The following is a 26,218-nucleotide window of genomic DNA, read 5'->3' on the forward strand; positions in this document are numbered from 1 at the left end:
TATGGCCAAGCAGGGATTTGATTTCAAGGCATGGACCGACAAGCTGCAAGAGCTGGATGTCAATGATCTGAATGAGATCGACTGGGAGGATATGGGCTCTTGGCCGATGCCTGGCAAGGTCGTTTTTTGTTCGCTTATTTTTATTGCAGTGGTGATTGGTGGCTATTTCCTGTTGGTTAAGGACTCCGTCGAGCATCTGGAGCGGGAGACGGCTAAAGAAGTTCAGCTGAAGCAGGATATTGAGAAAAAAGCTTATCGTGTTGCCAACCTGGATGCCTATAAGGATCAACTGGCAGAAATGCGCGACAGCTTTGGCTCGTTGCTAAAACAATTGCCTAAAGACACGGAGGTGCCTGGATTGGTAGACGATATCAGTGCAGCAGCCTTGGGTGCCGGATTGAAACTGAACGCTATTTCGCCACAAAAAATGGTCAGCACCGAGTTTTATAATGAGCTGCCGATCCGCATTGAAGTCGACGGTGGTTATCATGAAATGGGGGCGTTTGTATCCGGTGTTGCCGCTTTGCCCAGGATTGTGACCTTACATGATTTTGACATCAGCTCCGCCAAAGGTGGTGGTTTGTCCATGACGATTCTGGCCAAGACATATCAGTATGGAGGCGGCGATGAAAAATAGTCTGTTTCTGTTTGTTATGGGCGTGACAATGATGTTTTTACAAGGGTGCTCACAGCCAGCGAATACGTCTGATTTACAGCAGTTTGTCAGTCAAGCATTAGCTAAACCCCGTGGTCGAATTGAGCCTATTCCAGTATTCAAGCCTTATGAGTACTTCAGTTATAGCGCTGCCGGATTAAGATCACCTTTTGAATTGCCGGTGGTGGTCGACAGCTCACTTCAGGCGGCTCAGCCATCAAGTAACGTTCGACCTGATTTTGATCGGCCGAAAGAACATCTTGAGCAGTTCCCACTTGGGCAATTGACGATGGTCGGCACCATGACCGGGGCTGATGATATCCTGTGGGCGCTGATAAACGACGGTGATGGCAGTGTTGTACGTGTAAAGGAAGGCTATTACATGGGACAAAATCACGGTCGGATCATGACCATATCCCAAAACAGACTCAGTCTTATCGAGATCGTACCGAACGGTCTTGGTGGTTGGGTTGAACGCCCGAAAACAATCGCTCTGGAAGGAATAGGCGGAGATAACTGAAATGAATCTTTTAAACGCTGTACGCACTCTAGGTCGTACCTGGGTTGCAGCTTTGTTGATGCTTCAGGCTGGCCTGTCTTCCGCCGCCGTCTTGAACGATATCCATTTTTCGTCGTTGCCCGGCGATGTCACTGAAATCAGCTTGGAGTTTGACAGTGCACCTCCAGAAATCAGTGGTTATACCATTGAGAAACCTGCGCGTATTGCTATTGATATGCCGGGCGTTGTCAGTGCCCTGAAGGCGAAGCGCCACCAGATTGGTGCTGGTAACGCCCGATCTGCTGTTGTCGTCACCACTCAGGATCGTTCCCGATTGGTGATTAATCTGTCGCGGATGGTGTCCTACAGTACCAAGGCGGAAGGGAATGTCCTGCTGGTGCGTATCGGGGTCGCTAACGAGGTGACGGCTGAGGATACCAAACCACAATTATTGGGTGCTCCAAAAGTTTCTGCACGGGTTAATGAACTGAAGGTCGTCAATGTTGATTTCCGTCGTGGCGAACAGGGTGACGGTCAGATTCAGATTATGCTCAATGATGCCAAGGCGTCTGCCAATATTCGCCGCGAAGGCTCAAAAATCATTGCCGACCTGTCGGGGGTTCGTTTGCCTCGCGAGCTGAGTCGCCGTCTGGATGTCACTGATTTTGCGACCCCGGTTCAATATGTTGACGCCAAGGATCATGAGGGTGGAACCCGTATCGTGATTGAGCCAGTGTCGGAAGATTTTGAATATCTGGCCTATCAGACCGATCGGTTGCTGTCGATTAACGTCACTAATGTACCGGAAGAGGCGGTTGAAGATCGTAAGAAAAAATTCCCCTTCACTGGTGAAAAGCTGTCGCTTAACTTTCAGAATATTGAAGTGCGAGCGGTACTGCAGTTGATCGCTGACTTTACCGGATTGAACCTGGTTGCTTCGGATACGGTTCAGGGGAGTATTACCTTGCGTTTGCAGAATGTTCCCTGGGATCAGGCTCTGGATCTGGTGTTGAAGACCAAGGCATTAGGCAAGCGTCAGATGGGCTCGGTATTGTTGATCGCACCGGCGGAAGAGATTGCTGCACGTGAAAAGATTGAGTTGGAAGCCGTGCGTCAGGTTGAAGAGCTGGCTCCACTGGTGCAGGAGTTCATGCAATTCAAGTACGCCAAGGCAGCGGATATCGCAACGATTCTGACCTCGGATCAGGGATTGTTATCTGATCGTGGTACGGCTGTTGTGGATGAACGAACCAATACTATCCTGATGAAGGATACCGCCGCTAATCTGGAGAAGGTGCGTGAAGCGCTGGTGATGCTGGATGTGCCGGTGCGGCAGGTTTTGATTGAAGCGCGTATTGTGGTTGCCTCGACCACTGTTGGTGAAGAAATGGGCGTCAAATGGGGTGGAGGCTTCTATAAGGATAATGGCTCCAATTGGGTTACAGCAGGTGGTAGTCAGCAAACCATCGCGGATACCAACCAGATTTTGTTTGATCGGGCTTCCGGCGATACAACCGATGGGCTGGATCTGACGTCATCCAATATTGTCGACTTTGGTGCAACCAGTGCATCTGCAACGACATTTGCGATTGGATATCAGACCGCAGACTATTTGCTGGATCTGGAGTTATCGGCGATTGAAACCGATGGTCGTGCTGAAATTGTTTCCCAGCCACGGGTGATTACCGCCGATGGGCAAACGGCCTTTATTGAATCAGGTACCCAGATTCCTTACGAAAAATCGACGTCCAGCGGTGCCACCAGCGTGACATTCAAAGCCGCCGTGTTGCGACTTGAGGTGACTCCACAGATCACTCCGGATGATCGGATTATCATGGATCTGGTAATCAATCAGGACTCCGTTGGTGAGCAAACCTCGGCTGGTCCGAGTATTAATACCAATGCGGTACAAACCCAGGTGCTTGTCGATAATGGCGAAACCATCGTATTAGGTGGTATCTTCCGTTCTGAAGAAGTCAGGTCGGTCAGCAAGACGCCTTTCTTCGGGGATTTGCCATTAATTGGAGCCCTGTTCCGTTACTCTAGTGTTTCGGATGACAAGAGCGAGTTACTTGTTTTCATCACGCCGAAGCTGGTGAAGGACTCCTTCAGCGCCAGATAGTCTATGCCGTCCGAACAATCGATTTTTCTGATAGGGCCAATGGGAGCGGGTAAAACCACCATTGGCCGTTTACTTTCCTGCGAGATGCACCTCGAGTTTGTCGATTCGGACAAATTTATCGAGGAGCGCTGCGGAGCCAATATTCCCTGGATATTTGATATGGAAGGGGAGGTCGGGTTTCGTGATCGCGAAGAGCAGGCGATAGACCTACTCACGCAGCGTCGTGGATTGGTTCTGGCTACCGGTGGCGGGGCTGTGATGAGGGCGGAGAATCGTCAGCATCTGGGCAGTCGCGGCATCGTGATTTATCTGTGCACCTCGGTTGAGCAGCAAATTGCCCGGACGTCGAAGGACAAGAACCGTCCCTTGTTACAAACGGCTAATCCGGCGCAAGTGCTACGCGAGCTGTTCAAAAAGCGTGATCCCTTATATCGGGAAGTCGCTCATGTCGTATTACAAACTGACCAGCGGAACCCCCGCTGGGTCGTCAATGAAATAAAAAAACGTATCAAGGCCTTGTCATGATTACATTGACCGTGGAGCTGGCTGAGCGCAGTTACCCAATCTATATTGGCGCTGATTTATTGGTGTTGCCAGAATTGCTGACGCGCCATATCCAGGGCAATCAGGTCATGATCGTGACCAATACCACGGTGGCACCCCTGTATCTGGCGATGGTCGAGCAGCTACTGGACGGCTACCAGGTTGATAGCGTTATTCTCCCTGATGGCGAGCAATACAAAAACCTGGAGACGTTGAATCTGATCTTTGACGCCTTGTTGGAAAAGGGCCACAACCGCACAACGACTCTACTGGCACTGGGTGGTGGTGTGGTAGGGGATATGTGTGGCTATGCCGCTGCCAGCTATCAGCGTGGGGTGAGTTTTATTCAGCTGCCGACGACATTGTTATCTCAGGTTGATTCTTCCGTCGGTGGCAAAACGGGTGTTAATCATCGTCTTGGCAAAAATATGATTGGTGCTTTCTATCAACCACAGGCGGTGCTGATCGATACCAATACGCTCACAACGTTACCTGCGCGTGAGTTATCTGCGGGAATGGCTGAAGTCATCAAGTATGGCCTGCTTGAGGATCTGGCATTTTATCGCTGGATTCAACAGCACATTGACAACCTGATGGCTGGCGCTGCGACACTGCTGGCACACGCTATTCGTACCTCCTGTGAATGCAAGGCTCGGGTGGTTGCACAAGATGAGCGGGAAGGCGGTATTCGCGCCATCCTGAATCTTGGCCATACCTTCGGCCATGCGATTGAGTCCCATCAGGGCTACGGCAATTGGCTGCATGGCGAGGCGGTTGGCACCGGGTTGTTGATGGCTGCCGACCTGTCCTGTCGCATGGGGGCTATTTCTGTCGCAGAAGTGGACGAGCTGAAAGCCTTGTTGGTAAAAGCCTCTCTCCCGGTATTGCCTCCGGCAGATATGACCGAAGCCGATTTTCTGTCGCGCATGAGTATCGATAAAAAAGTTCTAGACGGCCGTATCCGATTGGTGCTGTTACGCCAGATTGGTCAGGCTTATATCACATCAGATGTGGACAGGACGCAGCTTTGCCAGACGCTGGCAGGCGCTGCATTAAACGGCTAACCCCGAACTCGCGGAGGCAGAATGACACCGCAATTTTCTCAGGCGCTGGATCGTGACCAGAATGTCTATGCCTCACCCGCCCGTTACCTGGAGCTGATCTGTCACCTGTGCTGCTACTCCCCTTTGATGGTGCTGATTCGCCATCAATCCGAAGTCGAGGCGGGTGCTTTGGCGACGGCGGTCGCTGAGAGTTATGCCGAATCTGGCCCAGTGTTGAAATTGACGGCAGCAGAACTGGATCATCCGCGCCATCTGATTGCCCGGCTTGCTCTGGTTTTTGGGGTAACGTCTTTACCTGCCGATGAAGTGGCTGCCCGGGAAGCAATACTGGAAAAGGCTCGTTTCCGGGCTGACTCTTCCGATCCGCTCCTGGTTCTGGTTGATCAGGCCGAGAATCTTCCACTTGAAATGCTGCAGGCGTTGGCCCAGTTTGCACTGATGTCGTCCCATGCGATTTCCTTTTGCCTGTTTGGTCGGGAAGGGTTTGATCAGGGTTTGAAAGAAGGGCCTGCGGTGGCCCCTGTCTACCGTATCTCTTTGCCAGAACCATCAAGAAGTGGGGATTTTCCTGACCTGCTGCTGGATGAAGTCAGTCATGACGTTTTGCCACCAGACAATCAGCAGCAAGCAGTCATAGACCAGTCAGCCACTCCGCGGCAGTCTGGTATCGGCCATGCACTGGGTGTCGTTAATATGACTGCTCTTTCGCTCAAGCTGCGCTCTCCGTTGGTGATTATCCTTGTGTCTGCTGTGTTGCTGACGTTGATGGTTCTCTGGCTGTTATACGATGACGGGGTTGATGATGTTTCGAGCACGGTTCTTCAAGTTCCGCTGCCACCGGTATTTGTCCAATCTGATCGCAGTTTGGCAGCAATGCCGGAAGAGGATTTGTCGGTGCCTTCACAGGTCGTCAGGAATCCGACACACTCCGGGGATCAAGGGATGGCTCTTGACCGTGGGGCTGGGGTCGCGCAGACAGATGCAATACCCAGTGCGGCCACTCAGGTTGCTCCGAAGCAGGGTGATCTCATCGTACCGGGGTCACTGCCGTCCCGCTTGTCTGGATACCCCATCTGGTTAAAAAGTGGGGAGGGGTGGGGGATTCAGCTGCTAGGGACTTCCGAGCCGCAAGGTGCACGAGATTTTGTGGCCAAATGGCAGTCGGAGGCAGATGGCAAATTGGTCTGGTATCGCAGTCAACGGAATGGCCAGCCCTGGTATGTGGTCCTTGCAGGTGTTTTTTCATCTCGGGAAGACGCGACTGTATGGCTTGTGAGTCGGCCAGGAGGTTTTAAAAAGGGATCTCCCTGGGTTCGGAAAATGAGCCAGATCGCCCCTCAGGTAGAACCGCTGTAAACGGGTTTTTAGCCCCTCTCTTTCGGTCGTTGCTGGCCTGCTGGCCAGCGCCCATTTGTGAGAGGACGTGCGGATGTGTAGAATGAGCGTCCTTTTGTCTCTTTATTGCTCAAATTTTGAGCAGTCGGCTGTTTCCAGTCGCAAATAATTTTAATAGCATTTTTTTGGTGAGAGCTGTTCTATGAGAACTGGTCTGTATACTCCAGGCGATTACAAAGACAACTGTGGCTTTGGTCTACTGGCTCACTTGAAGGGCCAACCAAGTCATGAGCTGTTGAAGACAGCGATCCAATCCCTGACTTGCATGACGCACAGGGGCGGCATTGCGGCGGATGGCAAAACCGGTGATGGTTGCGGACTATTGCTGCAAAAGCCGGACTCTTTCTTGCGTGCAGTGGCGCCAGAAGCTGGCATCGACCTGCCAGCCCAATATGCGGTTGGCATGTTGTTTGTGGATCTTGACGATGCCGTTTGCGCGGAACAGAAAGCCGCAGTGGAAAAAGCGATCAGCGACCAGGGACTGAATGTTCTGGGCTGGCGCACTGTGCCAACCAATAACGATTGTCTGGGCCCAATGGCGCTGGATTGTCTGCCGCGCTTCGAGCAAATTTTTGTCTCGGCTGATGCGGAACTGAGCGATGCGGAACTGGATGTAAAGCTTTTTTACGCACGGCGTTATGCCGAAAAGTCCCTGGCCCAGTATCCAGATTTTTATATTGCCAGCCTGTCTTCCCGAGTGCTGTCTTATAAAGGTCTGACGATGCCGGTTGACCTGCCGAATTTTTATCTGGATTTGGGTGATAAACGGCTGGAAACCGCGATCTGTGTCTTCCATCAGCGCTTTTCGACCAACACCATGCCGCGTTGGCAGCTGGCCCAGCCATTTCGCATGTTGGCGCATAATGGTGAAATCAACACCATTCAGGGTAACCGTAACTGGGCAAATGCCCGTTCCAGTAAATTTGTCAGCCCTCTGCTGCCAAATCTGACCGACTTGTCGCCAGTGGTGAACACAACGGGATCTGACTCGTCGTCAATGGACAATATGCTGGAATTGTTGACTACGGGTGGCATGAGTCTGTTCCGGGCGTTACGCATGATGATTCCGCCAGCATGGCAGAATGTCGAAACCATGGATGCCGACCTGCGCGCATTTTATGAATACAACTCCATGCACATGGAGCCGTGGGACGGCCCGGCGGGTCTGGTGATTACCGATGGCCGCTATGCCGTTTGTGGCCTGGATCGTAACGGTTTACGTCCGTCCCGCTGGGTGATCACCAAAAATGATTTCATCACCGTGGCCTCCGAAGTGGGCGTACACGACTATCTGCCGCAAGATGTCGTGGCCAAGGGTCGGGTAGGGCCTGGCCAAATCCTCGCAATCGACACCGAACAGGGCAAGTTGCTCAAAACGGATGACATCGATAATGCGCTGAAGTCCGAGTATCCCTATAAAAAGTGGTTGCGAGAGAACGCAATCCGTATTGAAAGTGAGCTTTATCTGCAAAAGGCCGGATTTGATCCGATTGCCGGAGAGGCGCTCGATTGTCAGCAAAAACTTCACCTGATTACCAATGAGGAACGCGACCAGGTGTTGCGTCCGATGGGTGAAGAGGGTCAGGAAGCGACCGGCTCCATGGGTGATGATACGCCAATGGCGGTGCTGTCTTTGCGTGTCCGTCATGTTGCCGACTACTTCCGTCAGCAGTTTGCCCAAGTCACCAATCCGCCGATCGATCCACTGCGTGAAGCGATTGTGATGTCGCTGGAAACCTGTATCGGGGCGGAGAAAAACGTCTTTGAACAGACTGCGGATCATGCCAATCGTATTATTCTGACGTCACCAGTATTGTCTCCGCTGAAGTTTATTGGCCTGACCAATAATACCGCAGACGCATTCCGCCACACCACGCTGTCGATGGCGTTTGATCCTGACATCGGTTTGAAGCAGGCCGTTCAGAATCTGATCCTTGCCGCAGAACAGGCAATCCAGGATGGCAATGTCATACTGATTCTGAGTGACCGTGATGTGGTCAGGGATCAGGTGCTGATTCCTGCTGTCATGGCGACCGGCGCTGTCCACCATCATTTGGTACACAAAGGGTTACGTACCAACGGTAATATCGTGGTTGAAACCGGTGATGCCCGAGATCCTCATCACTTTGCCGTGCTGCTGGGCTTTGGGGCAACAGCGGTCTATCCATGGTTGGCGTACACCGTCCTGACCGACTTGCACCGCTCCGGCGAGCTGTTGGGAGACCCGCTCAAGTCGCAGCAGAATTACCGCAAGGCAATTCGCAAGGGTCTGATGAAGGTGATGTCCAAAATGGGTATCTCGACGGTGACCTCTTATCGTGGCTCGCAGTTGTTTGAAGCTATTGGCTTGAGCCGGGAAGTGGTCGATCTGTGTTTCTGTGGCGTCACCAGTCGTATTGGCGGGGCAACCTTCGTCGATTTTGATGAAGATCTCCGACTGATAGCGAAACACGCCTGGAAAGCACGCAAGAAAATTGATCAGGGCGGCTTGCTGAAATACGTCCACGGTGGCGAATATCATGCTTATAACCCGGATGTGGTAAAGAATATTCAGGAAGCCGTACAGCAGAATAGCCAGGCTGCCTACGATCGTTTTGCCGAACTGGTCAACACTCGTCCAGTCGCCACCATTCGTGACCTGTTGGGGTTCCGCAAGGATATCCAGCCAGTCGATATCAGTGAGGTGGAGCCGGCAGAAAAGCTGTTTGCCCGCTTTGATACGGCTGCCATGTCGCTGGGGGCCCTGTCTCCAGAGGCTCATGAAGCATTGGCTGAGGCCATGAATGAATTGGGTGGGCGCTCTAACTCTGGTGAAGGGGGTGAAGACCCCGCTCGTTATGGCACCAACAAAAATTCCAAGATCAAGCAGATTGCTTCCGGTCGTTTTGGTGTCACTCCGGCTTACCTGGCCAGTGCTGAAGTGCTGCAGATTAAGGTCGCCCAGGGTGCCAAGCCAGGTGAGGGTGGTCAGCTGCCAGGTGGCAAGGTCAATGACCTGATCGCGACATTGCGCTATTCCGTGCCCGGTGTGACGCTGATTTCACCACCGCCACACCACGATATTTACTCCATTGAGGATCTGGCCCAGCTGATCTTCGATTTGAAGCAAGTGAATCCCAAAGCCCTGGTGTCGGTAAAACTGGTTTCTGAGCCTGGTGTGGGCACCATCGCAGCCGGTGTGGCCAAGGCCTATGCCGACCTGATCACTATTTCCGGCTATGATGGTGGTACGGCGGCATCACCGCTAACGTCCATCAAATACGCTGGTTCACCATGGGAACTGGGTCTGTCTGAAGCGCATCAGGCACTACGCTCCAACGACCTGCGTGGCAAGGTTCGGGTACAAACGGATGGGGGTTTGAAGTCCGGTCTGGATGTGGTCAAGGCTGCTATTCTGGGGGCGGAGTCATTTGGTTTCGGAACCCTGCCAATGGTTGCGGTCGGTTGTAAATATCTGCGTATATGTCACCTGAACAACTGTGCCACCGGTGTTGCTACCCAAAACGATGACCTGCGCGACAAGCACTATATCGGCACCGCCGAAATGGTGAAAAACTACTTCCGCTTCTTGGCAGAAGAAGTTCGCGGTCTGATGGCTCAGTTGGGTGTTCGTACTCTGGAAGAGCTGGTTGGTCGTACCGACCTGCTGGATATGCTGGAAGGCAATACCGGTAAACAGCGTAATCTTGATCTGACACCGCTGCTGGTGAATGACCAGATTCCGGCCGATAAACCGCACACTGTCGAAGTTGAACGTAATGCACCTTACGATGAAGGCCTGCTGGCTGAACGTATGGTTGAGGAAGTGCTGGCGGCGATTGAGGCTAAAACGGGTGGTCAGTATGCATTTACCATCACCAACTGTGACCGTTCCATTGGTGCGCGGTTATCCGGTGAGATCGCCAAGCGTTATGGCAATCAGGGAATGGCGGATAAACCGCTGCGCCTGAATCTGAAAGGCGTTGCCGGTCAATCCTTCGGTGTCTGGAATGCGGGTGGTCTGGACATGGTATTGGAAGGTGATGCCAACGACTACGTGGGCAAGGGCATGACCGGCGGCAAGCTGGTTATCTTTCCGCCACAAGGTTCTGAATTCAAAACCAATGATACGTCCATCGTCGGTAATACCTGCCTCTATGGTGCAACGGGTGGCAAACTGCTGGCTGCTGGCCGCGCTGGCGAACGTTTTGCTGTGCGTAACTCTGGTGCACATGCGGTCGTCGAAGGCGCTGGGGATCACTGTTGTGAATACATGACCGGCGGTATGGTGTGTGTGTTGGGTGAAACCGGCTACAACTTTGGTGCAGGTATGACCGGCGGTTTTGCCTATGTCCTGGATCGCAATAACAGTTTCGTTGACAAGTACAACCACGAGTTGGTGGATATTCACCGGATCGCCAACGAAGAAACCGAAGGACACCGTAACCACCTGCGCAGCGTCATTCGTGAATTTGTTGCCGAGACAGGAAGCGCCTGGGGACAGGAAATCCTTGACGACTTCGATGGCTTTATTGGCCGTTTCTGGCTGGTTAAACCGAAGGCTGCTGATCTGCAACAGTTGCTGAAAAACACCCGCGCTCGTCCTGAGTAATTACGACGCGACAATAGAATGAGTCTAGGACGAGTATAGAGAGGTTCGAGATGGCACAACGTCTGAACAATAATTTTCAGTTTGTTGAAGTGGGTCGCCAGGACCCGAAGAAAAAAGCAATTTCCACCCGCAAGAAGCAGTTTGTGGAAATTTATGAGCCGTTCAAGCAGGCACAGGTTAATGACCAGGCGCATCGCTGCCTGGCCTGTGGTAATCCCTACTGTGAATGGAAATGCCCGGTACACAACTACATCCCTAACTGGCTGAAACTGGCCAGTGAGGGCAATATTCTGGAAGCCGTGGAGTTGAGTCACGAGACCAACACCCTGCCAGAAGTCTGTGGCCGGGTATGCCCGCAGGATCGTCTGTGTGAAGGCTCCTGTACCCTGAATGACGGTTTTGGCGCAGTCACTATCGGTAATGTCGAAAAGTATATTACCGATACGGCATTTGCCATGGGCTGGAAACCGGATATGTCCAACGTGGTGCCAACGGGTAAGCGTGTGGCCATTATCGGTGCTGGCCCTGCGGGGCTTGGCGCCGCCGACATTCTGGTACGTAACGGCGTGACGCCAGTGGTATTCGATAAGTACCCTGAAATCGGTGGTTTGCTGACCTTTGGTATTCCCGAATTCAAACTCGAAAAAACCGTTATGTCCAACCGCCGCAAGGTGTTTGAAGAAATGGGTGTCGAATTCCGTCTTGAGACAGAAGTGGGCAAGGACGTCGATTTCCAGAACATCATTGACGAATTTGATGCTGTGTTCTTGGGTATGGGTACCTATAACTATATGAAAGGCGGTTTCCCCGGTGAAGACCTGCCAGGTGTGTACGACGCACTGGACTTCCTCATATCCAACGTCAACCGTAATCTGGGCTTCGAAAAAGACGCTGCCGACTTTGTCAGTATGAAAGGCAAGCAGGTGGTTGTGCTTGGGGGCGGTGATACCGCGATGGACTGTAACCGTACCTCTATTCGCCAGGGTGCAACCCGCGTTAGCTGTGCCTATCGTCGTGACGAGGCCAACATGCCGGGCTCCAAGCGTGAAGTCACCAATGCGCGTGAGGAAGGGGTGAAGTTTCTGTTCAACCGCCAGCCAATTGCGATTGTTGGTGAAGACAAGGTTGAAGGCGTCAAGGTAGTGACGACCGAAATGGGTGAACCTGACGAAAACGGCCGTCGTCGTCCGCAGGTGGTGGAAGGTTCGGAAGAGATCCTGCCCGCCGATGCGGTACTGGTCGCCTTTGGCTTCCGTCCAAGCCCGGCCCCTTGGTTCAAGGACTTTGGTATTGAATTGAATTCCTGGGATGGAGTTATTGCTCCTGAAACACAGGAATTCAAGCATCAGACCACCAACCCGAAAATCTTTGCGGGTGGCGATATGGTGCGTGGTTCCGATTTGGTCGTAACCGCGATATTCGAAGGCCGCCAGGCTGCAGAAGGTATTCTCGATTACCTGGATGTCTGATAAATACCATTTTTGTGACGGAAAGTAGAAAACGCGGCTCCGGCCGCGTTTTTTGTGAGTGGCCGTTGCTCATGCGTAAGTGGTATTCTCCCGAACCATAGAACTGTCAGGAACAATTCCAAGGGAGCTTGTCCGTATGTTTAGTCGCGGTTTGTTAATCACCTTTTTACTGGCGCTGGGGTTGACGGCGTGTGGTGGAGGGGGAGACTCTGTCGTAGACACAACTACTACCGATACTACTACCGATACTACGACCGATACGGGTACTGACACTGGTACCGGCACCGATACAGGAAGTTCGGCACTATCGATTGCGCTGGGCAGTGGCACGGGTAGTGCGTTTACCTCGGGCAAACCGGGACTGAGCGTAGACCATGTGCTGATCGGTGGTATCGTCACTGTTACTGTGGACGCCGTTGACCAGAACGCTAGCAACACAGCTTTGACCGACAGCTATTTATATGTCTTCGGCTCTGATTGTGTTAGTGCGGGAACGGCTCATTTTACAACTCAGACCAGTTATGATTCCACTGGCCAGGTGAGTTCCAACTATGTGAATGATGGCTGCAGCGAAGACGACACCATTCTTGTACAGCTATTTTCTGCCAGTGCCAATATCGCCAGTGACTCAGCGCTGGCAACCGCCTCCATTATTATTCCGGCCGTTATTCCGGCACTGGGTAATGGTAATGGTGTGGACTTCCGGGATGGTGTTCTTTCAGGTGATATCCAGCTGGTTGACGAGGCTGAAACGGTACTGACTGGCTCGATTGTTGATCCGTCTGACCTGAATGCACTGGTGACCTCCAGTGACTACGATGTCCTCTGGACGACCAGTTGTGGCAGTTTCAGTATTAGCGATCAGAACGTCACTACTGGCGAATTTTCTACCCGCTATGACGGTAACCTGACAAGCTGTCTTGGCGACAACACCATCACACTTGAGTTGGTTCTGGCAGATGAGCACAAGACGGTACTCGATACTATCGTGACGACTGTGAATATAACGGTTACTTCTTCGGGGGGGGATGACATTCAGGAAGCATTGGGTGCTGGAAGCGGAGCTGACTTCGAAGAAGGCAGTCTGACCCTGTCTGCGGAGTCCGTGCTCGTCGGTGGTAGTATTACCGTAACGGCAGACGGCGTGGATAAAAACAATGCTAACAGCTCTTTAGCCGGCAGCTACCTGTATGAGTTTTCTGCCGGGTGTTCTAAAGCGGTTTTTTCAATTGACAGTACATACAGCACATCCAATTCGGTAACCAGTACCTACCGTAACAAAGGCTGTACCGGTACCGATACGATTACCGTCACCTTGCGTGATGTGGATAGTGGCACGGCACTGGCGACTGCTGGGATAACGATTGATACCGCTCTGCCGCTGGTAGGCTCTGGTAGTGGTGCTTCATTTATTGAGGGCGAGCTGGAGGGTGATCTGACTGTACTTGATGACGCCACCGACTTGTCAGTTAACCTGGTTAATTCGCTCGATTCCAACTCGCTGGTTGCCAGTGAAGACTACATTGCCGAATGGTATAGCAGTTGTGACGATGGTGAGTTTACTATCCAGAAACAGGCCGTCTCCACTGGTGCCATTGCAACACGTTATGTGGCTGACTTTGCTTCTTGTCCCGGCGACAACCAGATTACCCTGCAAGTCTATGGCCGAGGTAGCACCAGCTGTACTCGCTCGGAGACATCCGGTTGTTATGCTAGCTTGACTGAAACAGTGTCTGTCGAATTAGGTGAAGATCCCAAGCTGGGTGTTGTGGTGACGGATGTTTTTTATTCCGAACTACTGGTTAATGGTGTACGTGAAAGTGAATATGGTGCTAGTCCGACTTCGTCTACCGTGGCCGACAGTTTGAAGTTGTCTGCGGGTGGTACCATGTTGATCAAGGCTAATATTGTTGATGGTAATGACAGTGACAACATTGTATCTGGTACCAGTTACGGGGTGACCATTAGCTCAAATTGCGTAGACGATGGCACCGCAGAGCTGGATGTGCTGGAGAAAATCACCACCGCAGGCGAGGTTCGTTTTACCTACACCGCTAATGGCTGTCTGGCGGATGAGTTCAGTGCCGATTTGTATTCCGTTGTTGATGGCGCGATAGCGAGCCGTATTAACGAGAATCCAATTACAGGCATTATCTTTATCCAGCCAACTGAAATTGGAGCCATCACTTATAGTGGTATCAGTGAACCCTATATCTCGCTGAAAAATATTGGTGATGCTGTCTTGCCGAAGCAGTCGACTGTGACCTTTACCGTGCTGGATAAAACCGGTGAACCGGTTGCTGGCCAGGAAGTCAGTTTCAGCCTGAACAATGAGACCGGTGGCATTACACTGGGTAGCGGCACAACGACAGACCTGGATGTGTCTGATACTAACGGTGAAGTAACCGTGATTGTTAATGCGGGCACCAGCCATGCTGTTACCTCTATCCGGGCAACCACGGAAATGTCAGATGGTACTAGCATCAGCACCAATTCCCAGCCGATATCGATTACCACGGGAATTGCTGATCAGGACAGTTTTGAGGTTGTTACCAATATCAAGAATCCAAGAGCGTATGACTGGAGTGGTACCGAAGTTGATGTGACCGTTTTTGCCTCCGATCAATATCAGAATCCGGTGGCTGATGGAACGGTTGTGAACTTTACGGCCGAGAGCGGAACCATCGAACCCTATTGCGAAATGTCTGGCGGCAGCTGTTCTGTGACCTGGTATAGCAGTGGTACCCGTCCGGGAAATTTTGATGCCGCGCTGAAACGTGTGAATGAAATGGATCCCCAAAATGCAACCAAAACCGTGCTTGGGATGACAACGATTCTGGCATACACACTGGGAGAGGGTGGCTATACCGACAGTAATGGTAACGGTGTGTTTGATGCCATTTCTGGTTCCGTCGAGCCGTTTGTTGCGTTGCCGGAAGCGTTCCGTGACGATGACTTTGACGGTGTTCTGGATACTGACGCTGGAGCTCCGGTCGAATTTTTTGCCGATTTTGACTCGAACGAAAGCTATGACAGTGCTCCCTCGACCTATCAAGGCGTAGTGTGTGATGACACTGCTTTGGCATTGGGGCATTGCGCCAGTCTGACGCATGTTCGTAGTCAGACTCGTATTATCCAGAGTGATTCAAACATACAAATGTCGTTTTACGAGTCTGCAGATGGTATCAACTTCACCCCGGCTGCTGGATTGACTCTGGGGACTAGCGGGTCATTTTATGTATTGCTGCAAGACGGCAATGATAATATGCCCGCCAATGGCACGTCGTTGGCCGTGTCTGGTGACGGCTACAAGATTACCGGCAGCTCTGGAGCCGTGCCTGATGGGTCGCTGGGGTATCTGAGCGAACAGATCAGTGGTAATACCGGTCTGCCAAGCTTCGGGTATCTGTATCAGGTGAGTTATGCTCTGGATGGCGTCGGGTTGAGTATTGAGCTGACGGCATCAGGCGACACGCTATCGTTATCGACGGTCTTGTACCCATAACCCCTGCCAATGTGGCCTCTTGTCTGAGGCCACAAATCAATAACCCTCGCGTCATTTTTGCTATCATCCGTCGCCAGTACTTTTCTTGCGACGGATGATTTGCATGTCCCCACTTAAAAACGACCGTTTTCTTAAAGCGCTGCTGCGCCAACCTGTTGATCGCACGCCTGTTTGGATGATGCGTCAGGCCGGGCGCTATCTGCCTGAATATCGTGCCAGCCGGGGAGAAGCCGGCGACTTTATGTCGTTGTGCAAAAATCCCGAACTGGCGTGCGAGGTAACGATTCAGCCGCTGGAGCGGTTCCCGCTGGATGCCGCTATCTTGTTCTCCGATATTCTGACCATCCCTGATGCTATGGGGCTTGGCTTGTACTTCGAGACCGGTGAAGGCCCACGCTTTAACAAGATCATCCGTACCGAAGCCGATGTTCAGAGCCTGAAGGTAGTGAATACCGAGTCGGATCTGGATTACGTCTTGAAGGCCGTGAGTACGATTCGCTCCGAACTGAATGGCCGGGTGCCGCTGATCGGATTCTCTGGCAGCCCCTGGACGCTGGCGACCTATATGGTAGAAGGCGGCTCCTCCAAGGATTTTCGTCATGTGAAAGCGATGATGTACGACACGCCGGAGGTCATGCACCAGCTGCTGGATGTTCTGGCCAAGTCGGTGATCGATTATCTTAATGCCCAGATTCGGGCGGGTGCCCAGGCGGTACAGATTTTTGATACCTGGGGGGGCAGTCTGAGTGATGTGGCTTATCAGGAATTTTCGCTGCGCTATATGCGCCAGATTGTGGAAGGGCTGACCCGTGTGTATGACGGTCAGCAGATTCCGGTGATCCTGTTCACCAAGGGAGGTGGTCAGTGGCTGGAGTCGATGGCAGATACCGGCGCGGATGCGCTAGGACTGGACTGGACGACAGATATAGGCCAAGCCCGTCGTCGTGTCGGCGATAAAGTATCCTTGCAAGGTAATATGGATCCGTCGGTGTTATACGCTTCCCCGGCGACGATTCGTACTGAGGTCAAACGTATCCTGGACAGCTATGGTTATGGCACCGGCCATGTGTTTAACCTTGGCCACGGTATTCACCAGTTTGTCGATCCTGAACGAGCCAAAGCTTTTGTTGAAGCGGTGGTTGAGCTGAGTCCGGGCTATCACGGTTAACGGTTAGAGGGCGCGCCACGGACGGAGCAATGCCTGTCCGTGGCGGTCATTCAACGCCGTCTAACGGGCGGTCAGATCTAGATATGTTCCAGCGCTTGTTGCAGGCGTTCAACGCCAATCACGGTCATGCCATCCGGCATGACTTTAGGCATATTGGCTTTGGGTACAATCGCGCGCTTGAAGCCATGTTTGGCCGCTTCTCGAATACGTTCTTGTCCTGAAGGCACAGGGCGAATTTCACCCGACAACCCTACCTCTCCAAACACAATCATATCCTGTGGTAATGGCGTGTTTCTGAAGCTCGACAAGGCCGCGAGCAAGAGCGCCAGATCCGCGCTGGTCTCGGTGACCCGTACACCGCCGACTACGTTGATGTACACATCCTGATCACCGAGATGAATACCACCATGACGGTGCAGTGCCGCCAGGAGCAGGTTTAGCCGGTTCTGGTCGAGGCCAACCGCGACTCGTTTGGGCTGGCCAAAATGACTGTCATCCACCAGTGCCTGGATCTCGATCAGCAGCGGTCGGGTGCCTTCCCAGATGACCATCACCGCGCTGCCGGGTGAGGGTTCGTCACTGCGGCTGAGGAAAATGGAACTGGGGTTTTTGACTTCTTTCAGGCCGCTATCCAGCATGGCAAACACGCCCAGCTCGTTAATAGCGCCAAAACGGTTCTTGATGCCCCTGAGGGTGCGGTAGCGGCTGTCGTTGGAGCCTTCCAGCATGATGGAGCAGTCGATCATATGTTCGAGTACCTTTGGCCCGGCCAGAGTACCGTCCTTGGTGACGTGCCCAACCAGCAATAGCACGGTGTTGGTCTGTTTGGCGAAGCGGGTCAGCATGGCGGCACTTTCACGTACCTGGGAGACGCTGCCGGGGGCGGAGTCCACCCCTTCGACATGCATGACCTGGATTGAGTCGATCACTACCACGCGGGGCTGATGCTGTTGCAGGGTCTGAATCAGCTGTTCGACGCTGGTTTCACTGAGCATGTTGAGCTGATCCATCGGTAGTCCCAGACGTCGTGCGCGCATCGCGACCTGCTGCAAGCTCTCTTCCCCGGTCACATACAAGGCGGGCATCTGGCGGGCGAGGGAACACAGGGTTTGCAGTAGCAGGGTGGATTTGCCAGCACCCGGATGACCGCCAATCAGAATCGCGGAACCCGGCACCAGTCCGCCGCCGAGCACCCGGTCAAATTCCTGCATGCCGGAGCTGAATCTGGGGACTTCATCGAGATTGACCTGATCCAGGCGCTGGATGCCGGTTTGTCCGGCCGCGCCGGTGTAACCACCCAGTGCGGCATTCCGTGCCGGGGTTTTGGCCGCTGCGACGACAAATTCCTGCAGGGTATTCCAGGCACCGCAGCCGGTGCATTGCCCTTGCCATTTTGAGTGGTCGGTACCGCAGTCGGCACAGACATAAGCGATTTTCTTTTTGGCCATGAGTTCGGTGTCGGATCTGGTGGACAGTTAGGAACAATGTTGAAGGATACCATTGTTCGGTAACAACCTTGGTGTGTCTGCTAATAAGAGGCTTGCGGCGATTTTGTGGGGTGCTGTTTTTACCGAAGTAATTCGCCGATCGGCACGGCATAATGGCGGGCCGTTTATTCTTCAGTCGGAGTTTCCATGTCGTTCGGTCAAAGCATTGCCCTGATGAGTTTTTTACTGTCGATGGGTACGATTGCGGTTACCTATGGTGTCGCTATCAGCCAGGGTACTGCAGAGATATGCAATCCGTTTCTGGATGGCTGTACCGACATCACCCATACCGGCATGAAAGGCGATGCCGGGTTTATTTTCCGTGGCGGTATGGTGGCGGCGTGTGTGTATTTTGTGATCTGGTGGCAGCTGATGAATGCCTGGCTCAAGTCGGTTTCCGGGCCAGTCAGTCGAGGACTGATGCAGTTTTTCGGAGTGCTGGCCGCGCTGGGGTTGCTGGCTGGGACGGCGGTGTTACTGCCGGAAAAAACTGCGACTCATTGGGGAGTGCATGTACGCGGAGCCAATCTGTTTTTTCAGGGCATGCTGGTAGCGCTGAGTATTAATTATGTGTTGGTCTGGCGTGGCCGCAAGGCTGGGTTGGTGGTGCCATCGTTCTGGTTAAAAACGGTGTTGATGGCGTTACTGTGGTTGCAGTTTATTGTTTTTGCCGGAGTCACGATTGGGGCCGATATGAGTCATGGTAAACGGATTATCGAATGGTGGGCTACCTTGTTTATCGGCGTGTATTTTCTCAGTAGCTGGTGGGACTGGTCGTCTTTGCGGCTAAACGTGTCGGAAGCAGCCAAGCCTTGATGTGCCATGGTTATTAGGGGGCGTTCTCAATTGCTCAATCGGAGCTGCTGAGAGCCCGTTGGCTTCAGAACAAGGCATGAGGAGTGCCTCCTGTGTTTAATAAACAGGGCGAGCTCAATAAGCGACGAATAATACCGTTCTGGAGCCAACTGGCATCAGCCCGAAGGGTTATGGTTAAAAATCCATCATGCAGTGTTGTTGAACTTGAAAAGGGCCCACCATTCTCTGCGTTCAACGCCTTGCCTGATGGATTTTTTCTCCATAACAGGACGCGTTAACTAATTGAGAATACCCCCTAGTGACGCGGCTCAACCCAGGTGATCTGTTCCGGTAATCTGTTAAAAGTCACCCCACAAGAATTGCAGTACCGAGACTGCCGCGAGGGCTGCAGTTTCGGTACGCAAAATACGCGGTCCCAGCAGCAGCCCCTGAAAGCCATGTGTCGTACCTGCAGCAACTTCGATATCAGTCAGGCCGCCTTCGGGGCCAACCAACAGCGCTACACTGGTCGGGTTTTGTTGTTGCCCTAACGGCTGCTGGTTGTGTGGGTGTAACACCAGTCGCAGTTCGGCGTCGCTTTGGGCGTACCAGTCATTCAGGTTTACGGCGGGCAAGACTTGCGGGATACGGTTGCGGCCGCTTTGTTCACAGGCGGATACTGCGATTTTTTGCCAGTGTTCCATCTTTTTGTCCAGGCGTTCGCCTTTCAGTCGTACATCGCAGCGTTCACTGAAGAGAGGGGTGATTTGGCTAACGCCCAGTTCAGTGGCTTTCTGGATGGTAAAATCCATCTTGTCACCCTTGGAGATCACTTGTCCCAGGTGCAGGCGCAGTGGTGGTATGGCATCCGCTACCGATGCCTCAAGCAGACACACGGCGGCCTGTTTCTTGCTCGCGGTGGATATTGTACCGCTGTATTCGCAGCCGTCGCCGTTAAACAGCCGTACCGGTGCACCAAGACCCAGTCGTAATACCCGCAGCAGATGAATACTGGGCTGTTCGTCCAAGGTAACGGTTTGTCCGACGATCAGGGGTTGGTCGGTAAAAATTCTCGGTGACGACATTCTGCTCTCCACTGGCAATCGCTGCGGATAATAGCAAATTGGCCCGGATATTCGGCAATGGGTAACCCGCCGAATCGTCAGCTTATCGATCGTGCGGGCGTATTTGCCGCCGTTGCAAGCTCATCATATGTTGAATCAGGATTTCCTGATCGGTATTACGGATCGGGTTGAAGGCAACGCGAATCCGGGTGCTGTCTGGCTTGCTGCCCGCTTCCAGGGCGACGATACGGCCATTCAGTACCAGTGTCGTATGATCCGGTAGCAGAGTGAGATGGAGTCGAAGGTAGTGGGCCTCTGAGACATCGGTATGGGTCTCAAAGCGGATGCCACAGGCGCTTAGGTTCACATTGGCCGGGTGTTCCTCGACGTCAATGGTGGGTTGTAATTCCAGCCCGGCAACCCGGTTTAACTTCTGGTTCATCAGTCGCAGCAGCGCGGCGACTTCTGGTTGCTGTGAGCTGACGCGATGCAGCAGACTGGTGATCTGTTGTTCCAGTTCGACCAGGCTGTCGACGGCCGGATCGTCGGCTGGCGCTATGGCGAGCACTTCTATTCCGAGCAAGACACGATCGTCCAGGCGGAAGTACTGGCGTCGTTCGTTGCCATCCCAGGTTTCAGGGGGCCTGGATTCGAGCTGCCTGGCGAGTGGCACGGTATCAGAATATTTCATTGGGGCGTAACTCAAAGTCTTCCGGTACGGCGTTGACGGCGTTGTCGATTTGCTTCATATCCGGTTCGATCTCCGGCTGGCTATCGCTATCATTTTCTCGCGAACGCAAGATGATGATTTCAACCCGGCGATTGCGCGCCCGCGAAGCGGAGTCCAGGTTCTCAACCAGCGGTTGGGTCGAGCCGTGGCCGACGACCTGAAAACGACTGGCATCCATTTCCGGGGCAGCAAACAACTCTTCCGCAAAAGCGACTGCACGGGCGGTAGACAATGACCAATTGGAGCGGAATCGCCCGCCACGGACAGGCACGTCATCGGTATGGCCTTCGACAGAAATCAGTCCGGGAATAGTGACCAATACGGTACGAATTTTATCGATCACCGGCAAAAACCGGTCTTCAATATAGTCTGAGCCGGAGCGAAATGCACCGCGTTGCTGAATGCGGATAATGATTTTCTGGCCCACGGTTTCAATTTCAATCTGGCCTTGGGCAATTTCGTTTTCCAGCAGGTTGGCCACTTGCAAGGCATTGTCTTCCGTCGCCTTGTTCTGCGCAGCTGCATCCGCTTGTACCAGAATACGGGTTTGTTTGCCTTGGTTGCCCTGAGCTTCTTGTTGCTGGGTAATTTCATCCTGGCACATCACTTCCAGTGAACTTTTGGTGATATCACTGGTGACTTGGCGCACCTGATTGATCGGCGTGGGTTCAGGAATGGACGGGCTGAAGTGGCGGGCAATCACACTGGTGCCCTTGGGGGGATCGGCGGCATTGACGACGGTCTGGACACCAAATGCGTCGCGCAATTCTCCGGCCAGGCGTTTGAATTTGAGTGCATCCATTTCTGAGAACGACAGTAACAGTACAAAAAAGCACATCAGTAGCGACATCAGGTCGGCAAAGGTCATTACCCAGCCGGGTATCCCGGCGGGACAGGGTGGGCATTCCTGTTCTTCTTCCGTTGCCATGACCTAATCGCTCGCTGTTGTGCGCTTGCCTTCGGCAATATAGGCCTGCAGCATGGATTCAATCACCCTCGGATTCTGGCCTGCCTGAATGGCCAGCAAGGCGTCGATAATCATCGATTTCAGCCGACCTTCCTCGTTCATGCGCAACCTGAGCTTGTCGGCCAGAGGCAAGGCAAACATGGTGGCCAGCATGGCGCCGTACAAGGTGGTTAACAATGCCACGGCCATGGCGGGGCCAATGGTTTTGGGATCGTCCATGTTCGCCAACATGGCGACCAGACCAATCAGTGTACCAATCATACCCATGGCCGGGCCGGTATCCCCCAGATTCTGGAAGATAGACGCGCCCATATCATGGCGATCGGTGGCGAGTTTGGCTTCCTTGCTGAGAATCGAACGCACCACGTCCGGGTCGTGGCCATCAACCAATAGCTGGATGCCTTTACCCAGAAATTCATCGCTGACTTCCTTGCCTTCCAGCGACAGCAGGCCACCCTTGCGTGCCAGTCCTGCCAGCTCTACCACCTCTGCGATAATGGTTTCCGGCTTGCTCAGTTTGAACGAAAAACCTTTGCCACCGACCTTGGCCAGAGCAAGGAACTGGCCCAGTTCATATTTCATCATCACCGCAAAAAAACTGCCGACAAAGACGATCAGAATCGACGGCACGTTTACAAACATAGCGATATCGCCGCCCAGAATCATGGCCATGACGACAATGCCAAATGCACCTAATAAACCTACCAGTGTTGCGAGATCCACAGCGGCTCCTTCTGAATTCCTCGAACCATGAGATCAGTCTAGTCAAACATCCGGGTTATTCCTGTTCTGAGGTAAAAACTGGCTGCTGCACTTGTTGAAGCCACGGACAGGCGCTACTGTGGCGGCACACAGCGCGGGTAGGTGTTATGAGCGATACACAACAAACATTTGATTTTGAACAGTCATTGGCTGAACTGACCTCTCTGGTGCAGCGGATGGAAAGTGGTGAGCTGACGCTGGAACAGTCACTGGGTGCCTTTGAACAAGGCATTCATCTGACCCGATCCTGTCAGCAGGCGCTGGCTGAGGCAGAACAGAAAGTCCGTATCCTGACCGAACAGAACGGCCAGAGCCTGTCTCAGCCGCTGCCTCCAGGTGGTCGGGAAGCCGTTGAATGAGTCTGTTGCCGGAACGGCTGGCGGCCGTGCAAACACAGTTGGAACAGCAATTGCGGTCTGCCGTCGTACAGCTCGCCAGCAGTGACCCACGACTGGCAGATGCGATGCACTATGGCTTGCTGAATGGTGGCAAGCGCTTGCGCCCACTGCTGGCCTACGCTGCGGCTGAAGCCCTGGGAGGGCAGTCGCAGCAAGCTGACAGTGCGGCCACGGCGCTGGAAATGGTGCACAGCTACAGTCTGATTCACGACGATTTACCGGCGATGGACGACGACGATCTGCGGCGTGGTAAAGCCACTACTCATATCGCCTTTGATGAAGCCACGGCTATTCTGGCAGGGGATGCACTGCTCACTGGAGCCTTTGAAGTACTGTTGGCAGATCAGTCGCTGGCGGCTGAACAACGGCTGGCCATGACGGTGCTGTTGGCCAAGGCGGCAGGAGCCGCAGGAATGGTGGGTGGCCAGAGTATCGACCTCAACCATGTAGGCAAGCCGATGTCTCTGGTTGAACTGGAGCAGATGCACCGTGGTAAAACCGGCGCACTGATTCGGGCGGCAGTGATGATGGGGGCGATGTCCGTGCGCTGGCCTCTGGCTGCTGAGCAGGAGCAGGCGCTGTTGGACTACGCCAATGCGATTGGTCTGGCCTTTCAGGTACAGGACGATATTCTCGATGTCGAAGGGGATACGTCCACACTGGGGAAGCAGGCGGGTGCGGATGTCGCACTCAACAAACCGACTTATCCGGCGCTACTGGGGTTGGAGGCTGCGCGTCAAAAAGCAGCAGAATTGTGCCAGCAAGCCCAGCAAGCGTTGGCTCCTTTGCAGCAGGACGGTGGACACATCGGGTTACTGCACCAGATTGCGGATTACGTGATTCATCGTAACCATTAAACCTGGTTTCATAAACGGGACGGCCGGTTGCGGTTGGACGGATTCGTGACCAATGTGGTTTTGGCCTACTCAATGGCCACCGCAATCGTTAGAATAGTCGACCTTTTTTGCCATTACGTAGCGGCATCTGCCCTTTCCTGATGCTCAACGACCGGAAACACAACGCCTGATGTTTACCGAAATACCGAGTGCTCGCCCTCTTACCCCGTTACTGGATGCCATTAATCAGCCCGCCGACCTGCGTCTGCTGGAGCCAGAGCAACTCCAGGAAGTCTGTCACCAGCTGCGAGAATATCTGCTTTACAGTGTTGGCCAGTCGGGAGGGCATTTTGCCGCCGGGCTGGGGGTGGTGGAGCTGACGGTGGCACTGCATTACGTTTTTGATACCCCGAATGACCGCCTGGTGTGGGATGTTGGCCACCAGGCCTACCCGCACAAGATACTCACTGGTCGTCGCGAAGAAATGACCCGTATCCGCAGCGAATATGGCCCGGCGGCTTTTACGCGCCGCGAAGAAAGCGCTTACGATACTTTCGGGGTTGGCCATTCCAGTACCTCTATCAGTGCGGCACTGGGCATGGCGCTGGGATTTCGCCAGCAAGGGGTGGAACACGAAGCCGTTGCCATTATTGGTGATGGTGCCATTACGGCAGGCATGGCGTTTGAAGCCCTGAACCATGCTGGTCACGAAAAAGCCGATATGTTGGTGATTCTGAACGACAACGATATGTCGATCTCCAACAATGTGGGTGGATTAAACAAATATTTCACCCGCATCTGGTCGAGCAAAACCTACTGTGCCATGCGTGCCGGTAGCAAAAAAGTGCTGGAGAAGATTCCTGCTGCCTGGGAATTTGCCCGTCGCACCGAAGAGCATATGAAAGGCATGGTAGCTCCGGGCACCCTGTTTGAAGAGCTGGGTTTTAATTATTACGGCCCCATCGACGGCCACGACCTGAACGAGCTGGTGCATACCCTGAGCAATCTGGCGAAGATGAAGGGGCCACGTTTCCTTCATATCGTCACTCGAAAGGGCAAGGGTTTTGCACCGGCGGAGCAAGATCCGATTGGCTATCACGCCTTGAAGCCAGTGCGCAGTGTCTCGGCGGCGGTAAAAAAACCGACCTATTCCAATGTGTTTGGCGAGTGGCTGTGCGATATGGCTGGCGCTGACCGTCGGCTGGTGGGTATTACTCCAGCGATGCGCGAAGGTTCCGACCTGGTTCGCTTCTCGCACGAATTTCCGGATCGCTATTACGACGTTGCCATTGCTGAACAACACGCGGTGACCCTGGCTGCCGGACTCGCCTGTGAAGGGTGCAAACCGGTTGTGGCCATTTATTCGACCTTCCTGCAGCGCGCCTACGATCAGCTGATACACGACGTTGCCCTGCAAAATCTCGATGTATTGTTTGCCATCGATCGGGCGGGTCTGGTGGGTGAAGACGGCCCGACCCATCACGGCGCTTTCGACCTCAGCTATTTACGCTGTATCCCCAATCTGGTGCTGATGACGCCCTCAGATGAAAATGAATGCCGTCAGATGTTGTACACCGGTTATCAGCACGAAGGCCCGGCTGCAGTACGTTATCCCCGTGGCAGTGGTGCCGGGGTTGAAGCGGAGCAGACCATGACGGCCTTGCCGCTGGGCAAAGGACGCGTATTACGGGAATCTGCGGCTGTTGCTGGCAAACGCGTGGCGCTGCTGGCCTTTGGTGCACCCTTGAGTACAGCGCTGGCGATTGCCGCCCAGCTGGATGCCACGGTTGCCGATATGCGTTTTGTAAAACCGCTGGATGATACTCTGGTCGCATCACTGGCGGCATCACATGATCTGCTGGTGACGTTGGAAGAAAACGCCACGGCTGGCGGTGCCGGTAGTGCAGTGCTGGAGTCGCTGGCGAACGCGGGGCTGTCGGTTCCGGTTTTGCTGAGTGGTTTGCCGGATCGCTACATCGAGCATGCCAGTCCGGGTCGTCAGTGGCTGGACGCGGGACTCGATAGCGTCAGTATGCTGGACCGTGTTCGGCAGCGTCTTGCGCGCTGCTGATCGCCGTCACACCAGACTGTTAATCAGCGTATAGCCAGTTCGCACATTTTTCCTGCCTGCTATCCGTCTGGCTGTCTCGGCCAGACTCACTGAATAT

General features: G+C 53.4%; 19 protein-coding genes. 14 read left to right on the forward strand and 5 right to left on the reverse strand.

The genetic code is table 11. The features are described 5' to 3' along the window. The first annotated feature begins 1 nt into the window (after position 1). The 10 genes from SOJ49_RS01085 to hemE all read left to right on the forward strand — a co-directional run bounded on the left by SOJ49_RS01085 (position 2) and on the right by hemE (position 17,011). The gene (locus SOJ49_RS01085; protein WP_369856378.1) at positions 2-637 is read left to right on the forward strand and encodes a type 4a pilus biogenesis protein PilO; all 636 of its coding nucleotides are present in this window, start codon (positions 2-4) and stop codon (positions 635-637) included. Beyond that, positions 627-1,175, forward strand: a complete 549-nt coding sequence (locus tag SOJ49_RS01090) for a pilus assembly protein PilP (protein ID WP_369856379.1) — start codon at positions 627-629, stop codon at positions 1,173-1,175. The genes SOJ49_RS01085 and SOJ49_RS01090 overlap by 11 nt, the downstream gene beginning before the upstream one ends. 1 nt (position 1,176) lies before the next feature. Beyond that, positions 1,177-3,276 carry a type IV pilus secretin PilQ gene (pilQ, locus tag SOJ49_RS01095; RefSeq protein WP_369856380.1) on the forward strand — a complete coding sequence of 700 codons (2,100 nt, stop codon included), beginning with the start codon at positions 1,177-1,179 and terminating at the stop codon, positions 3,274-3,276. 3 nt (positions 3,277-3,279) lie between these two features. Then, positions 3,280-3,801, forward strand: coding sequence for a shikimate kinase AroK (aroK, locus tag SOJ49_RS01100; RefSeq protein ID WP_369856381.1), 522 nt, complete (start codon positions 3,280-3,282; stop codon positions 3,799-3,801). Then, positions 3,798-4,883: a 3-dehydroquinate synthase gene (aroB, locus tag SOJ49_RS01105; protein ID WP_369856382.1), complete on the forward strand. Its 1,086-nt coding sequence runs from the start codon at positions 3,798-3,800 to the stop codon at positions 4,881-4,883. Before aroK ends, aroB begins: the two co-directional genes overlap by 4 nt. A 21-nt stretch (positions 4,884-4,904) precedes the next feature. Beyond that, positions 4,905-6,239, forward strand: a complete 1,335-nt coding sequence (locus SOJ49_RS01110; protein WP_369856383.1) for an SPOR domain-containing protein — start codon at positions 4,905-4,907, stop codon at positions 6,237-6,239. A gap of 181 nt (positions 6,240-6,420) precedes the next feature. Further along, positions 6,421-10,869: a glutamate synthase large subunit gene (gltB, locus tag SOJ49_RS01115; RefSeq protein ID WP_369856384.1), complete on the forward strand. Its 4,449-nt coding sequence runs from the start codon at positions 6,421-6,423 to the stop codon at positions 10,867-10,869. A gap of 50 nt (positions 10,870-10,919) precedes the next feature. Beyond that, positions 10,920-12,338 carry an FAD-dependent oxidoreductase gene (locus tag SOJ49_RS01120; protein ID WP_369856385.1) on the forward strand — a complete coding sequence of 473 codons (1,419 nt, stop codon included), beginning with the start codon at positions 10,920-10,922 and terminating at the stop codon, positions 12,336-12,338. A 136-nt stretch (positions 12,339-12,474) separates the two neighbouring features. Further along, the gene (locus tag SOJ49_RS01125; RefSeq protein ID WP_369856386.1) at positions 12,475-15,843 is read left to right on the forward strand and encodes a hypothetical protein; all 3,369 of its coding nucleotides are present in this window, start codon (positions 12,475-12,477) and stop codon (positions 15,841-15,843) included. 103 nt (positions 15,844-15,946) lie between these two features. Next, the gene (gene hemE, locus SOJ49_RS01130) at positions 15,947-17,011 is read left to right on the forward strand and encodes a uroporphyrinogen decarboxylase (RefSeq protein ID WP_369856387.1); all 1,065 of its coding nucleotides are present in this window, start codon (positions 15,947-15,949) and stop codon (positions 17,009-17,011) included. Positions 17,012-17,088: 77 nt separating this feature from the next. Here hemE and radA read toward each other — a convergent pair whose 3' ends face one another. Continuing rightward, positions 17,089-18,459, reverse strand: coding sequence for a DNA repair protein RadA (gene radA, locus SOJ49_RS01135; RefSeq protein WP_369856388.1), 1,371 nt, complete (start codon positions 18,457-18,459; stop codon positions 17,089-17,091). 186 nt (positions 18,460-18,645) lie between these two features. Here radA and SOJ49_RS01140 point away from each other — a divergent pair, with 186 nt between their 5' ends. Beyond that, positions 18,646-19,314 carry a hypothetical protein gene (locus SOJ49_RS01140; protein ID WP_369856389.1) on the forward strand — a complete coding sequence of 223 codons (669 nt, stop codon included), beginning with the start codon at positions 18,646-18,648 and terminating at the stop codon, positions 19,312-19,314. Positions 19,315-19,652: 338 nt separating this feature from the next. On the opposite strand, the gene SOJ49_RS01145 is transcribed toward SOJ49_RS01140, so the two are convergent. The 4 genes from SOJ49_RS01145 to pomA all read right to left on the reverse strand — a co-directional run bounded on the left by SOJ49_RS01145 (position 19,653) and on the right by pomA (position 22,777). Further along, positions 19,653-20,378, reverse strand: coding sequence for a 16S rRNA (uracil(1498)-N(3))-methyltransferase (locus SOJ49_RS01145; RefSeq protein WP_369856390.1), 726 nt, complete (start codon positions 20,376-20,378; stop codon positions 19,653-19,655). An 82-nt stretch (positions 20,379-20,460) separates the two neighbouring features. Continuing rightward, positions 20,461-21,048 (reverse strand): PilZ domain-containing protein, encoded by a 588-nt coding sequence (locus SOJ49_RS01150; protein ID WP_369856391.1) that lies wholly within the window; start codon positions 21,046-21,048, stop codon positions 20,461-20,463. Next, positions 21,035-22,015, reverse strand: coding sequence for a flagellar motor protein MotB (locus tag SOJ49_RS01155; RefSeq protein ID WP_369856392.1), 981 nt, complete (start codon positions 22,013-22,015; stop codon positions 21,035-21,037). Before SOJ49_RS01155 ends, SOJ49_RS01150 begins: the two co-directional genes overlap by 14 nt. Positions 22,016-22,018: 3 nt before the next feature. Continuing rightward, a complete protein-coding gene (gene pomA, locus SOJ49_RS01160) occupies positions 22,019-22,777 on the reverse strand; it encodes a flagellar motor protein PomA (protein WP_369856393.1) in 759 nt (252 codons plus the stop codon). Positions 22,778-22,923: 146 nt separating this feature from the next. Between pomA and SOJ49_RS01165 the strand changes: the two genes are divergently transcribed. The 3 genes from SOJ49_RS01165 (at position 22,924) to dxs (ending at position 26,121) form a co-directional block, all read left to right on the forward strand. Further along, complete coding sequence (locus SOJ49_RS01165; protein WP_369856394.1) at positions 22,924-23,175, forward strand: exodeoxyribonuclease VII small subunit; 252 nt, start codon at positions 22,924-22,926, stop codon at positions 23,173-23,175. Then, positions 23,172-24,071 (forward strand): polyprenyl synthetase family protein, encoded by a 900-nt coding sequence (locus SOJ49_RS01170; protein ID WP_369856395.1) that lies wholly within the window; start codon positions 23,172-23,174, stop codon positions 24,069-24,071. Before SOJ49_RS01165 ends, SOJ49_RS01170 begins: the two co-directional genes overlap by 4 nt. Before the next feature lie 169 nt (positions 24,072-24,240). Continuing rightward, complete coding sequence (gene dxs, locus SOJ49_RS01175; protein ID WP_369856396.1) at positions 24,241-26,121, forward strand: 1-deoxy-D-xylulose-5-phosphate synthase; 1,881 nt, start codon at positions 24,241-24,243, stop codon at positions 26,119-26,121. Positions 26,122-26,218 lie beyond the last annotated feature (97 nt).

Source organism: Candidatus Thalassolituus haligoni (assembly GCF_041222825.1).
In the GTDB taxonomy this organism is placed as follows: Bacteria; Pseudomonadota; Gammaproteobacteria; order Pseudomonadales; family Oceanobacteraceae; genus Oceanobacter; species Oceanobacter antarcticus.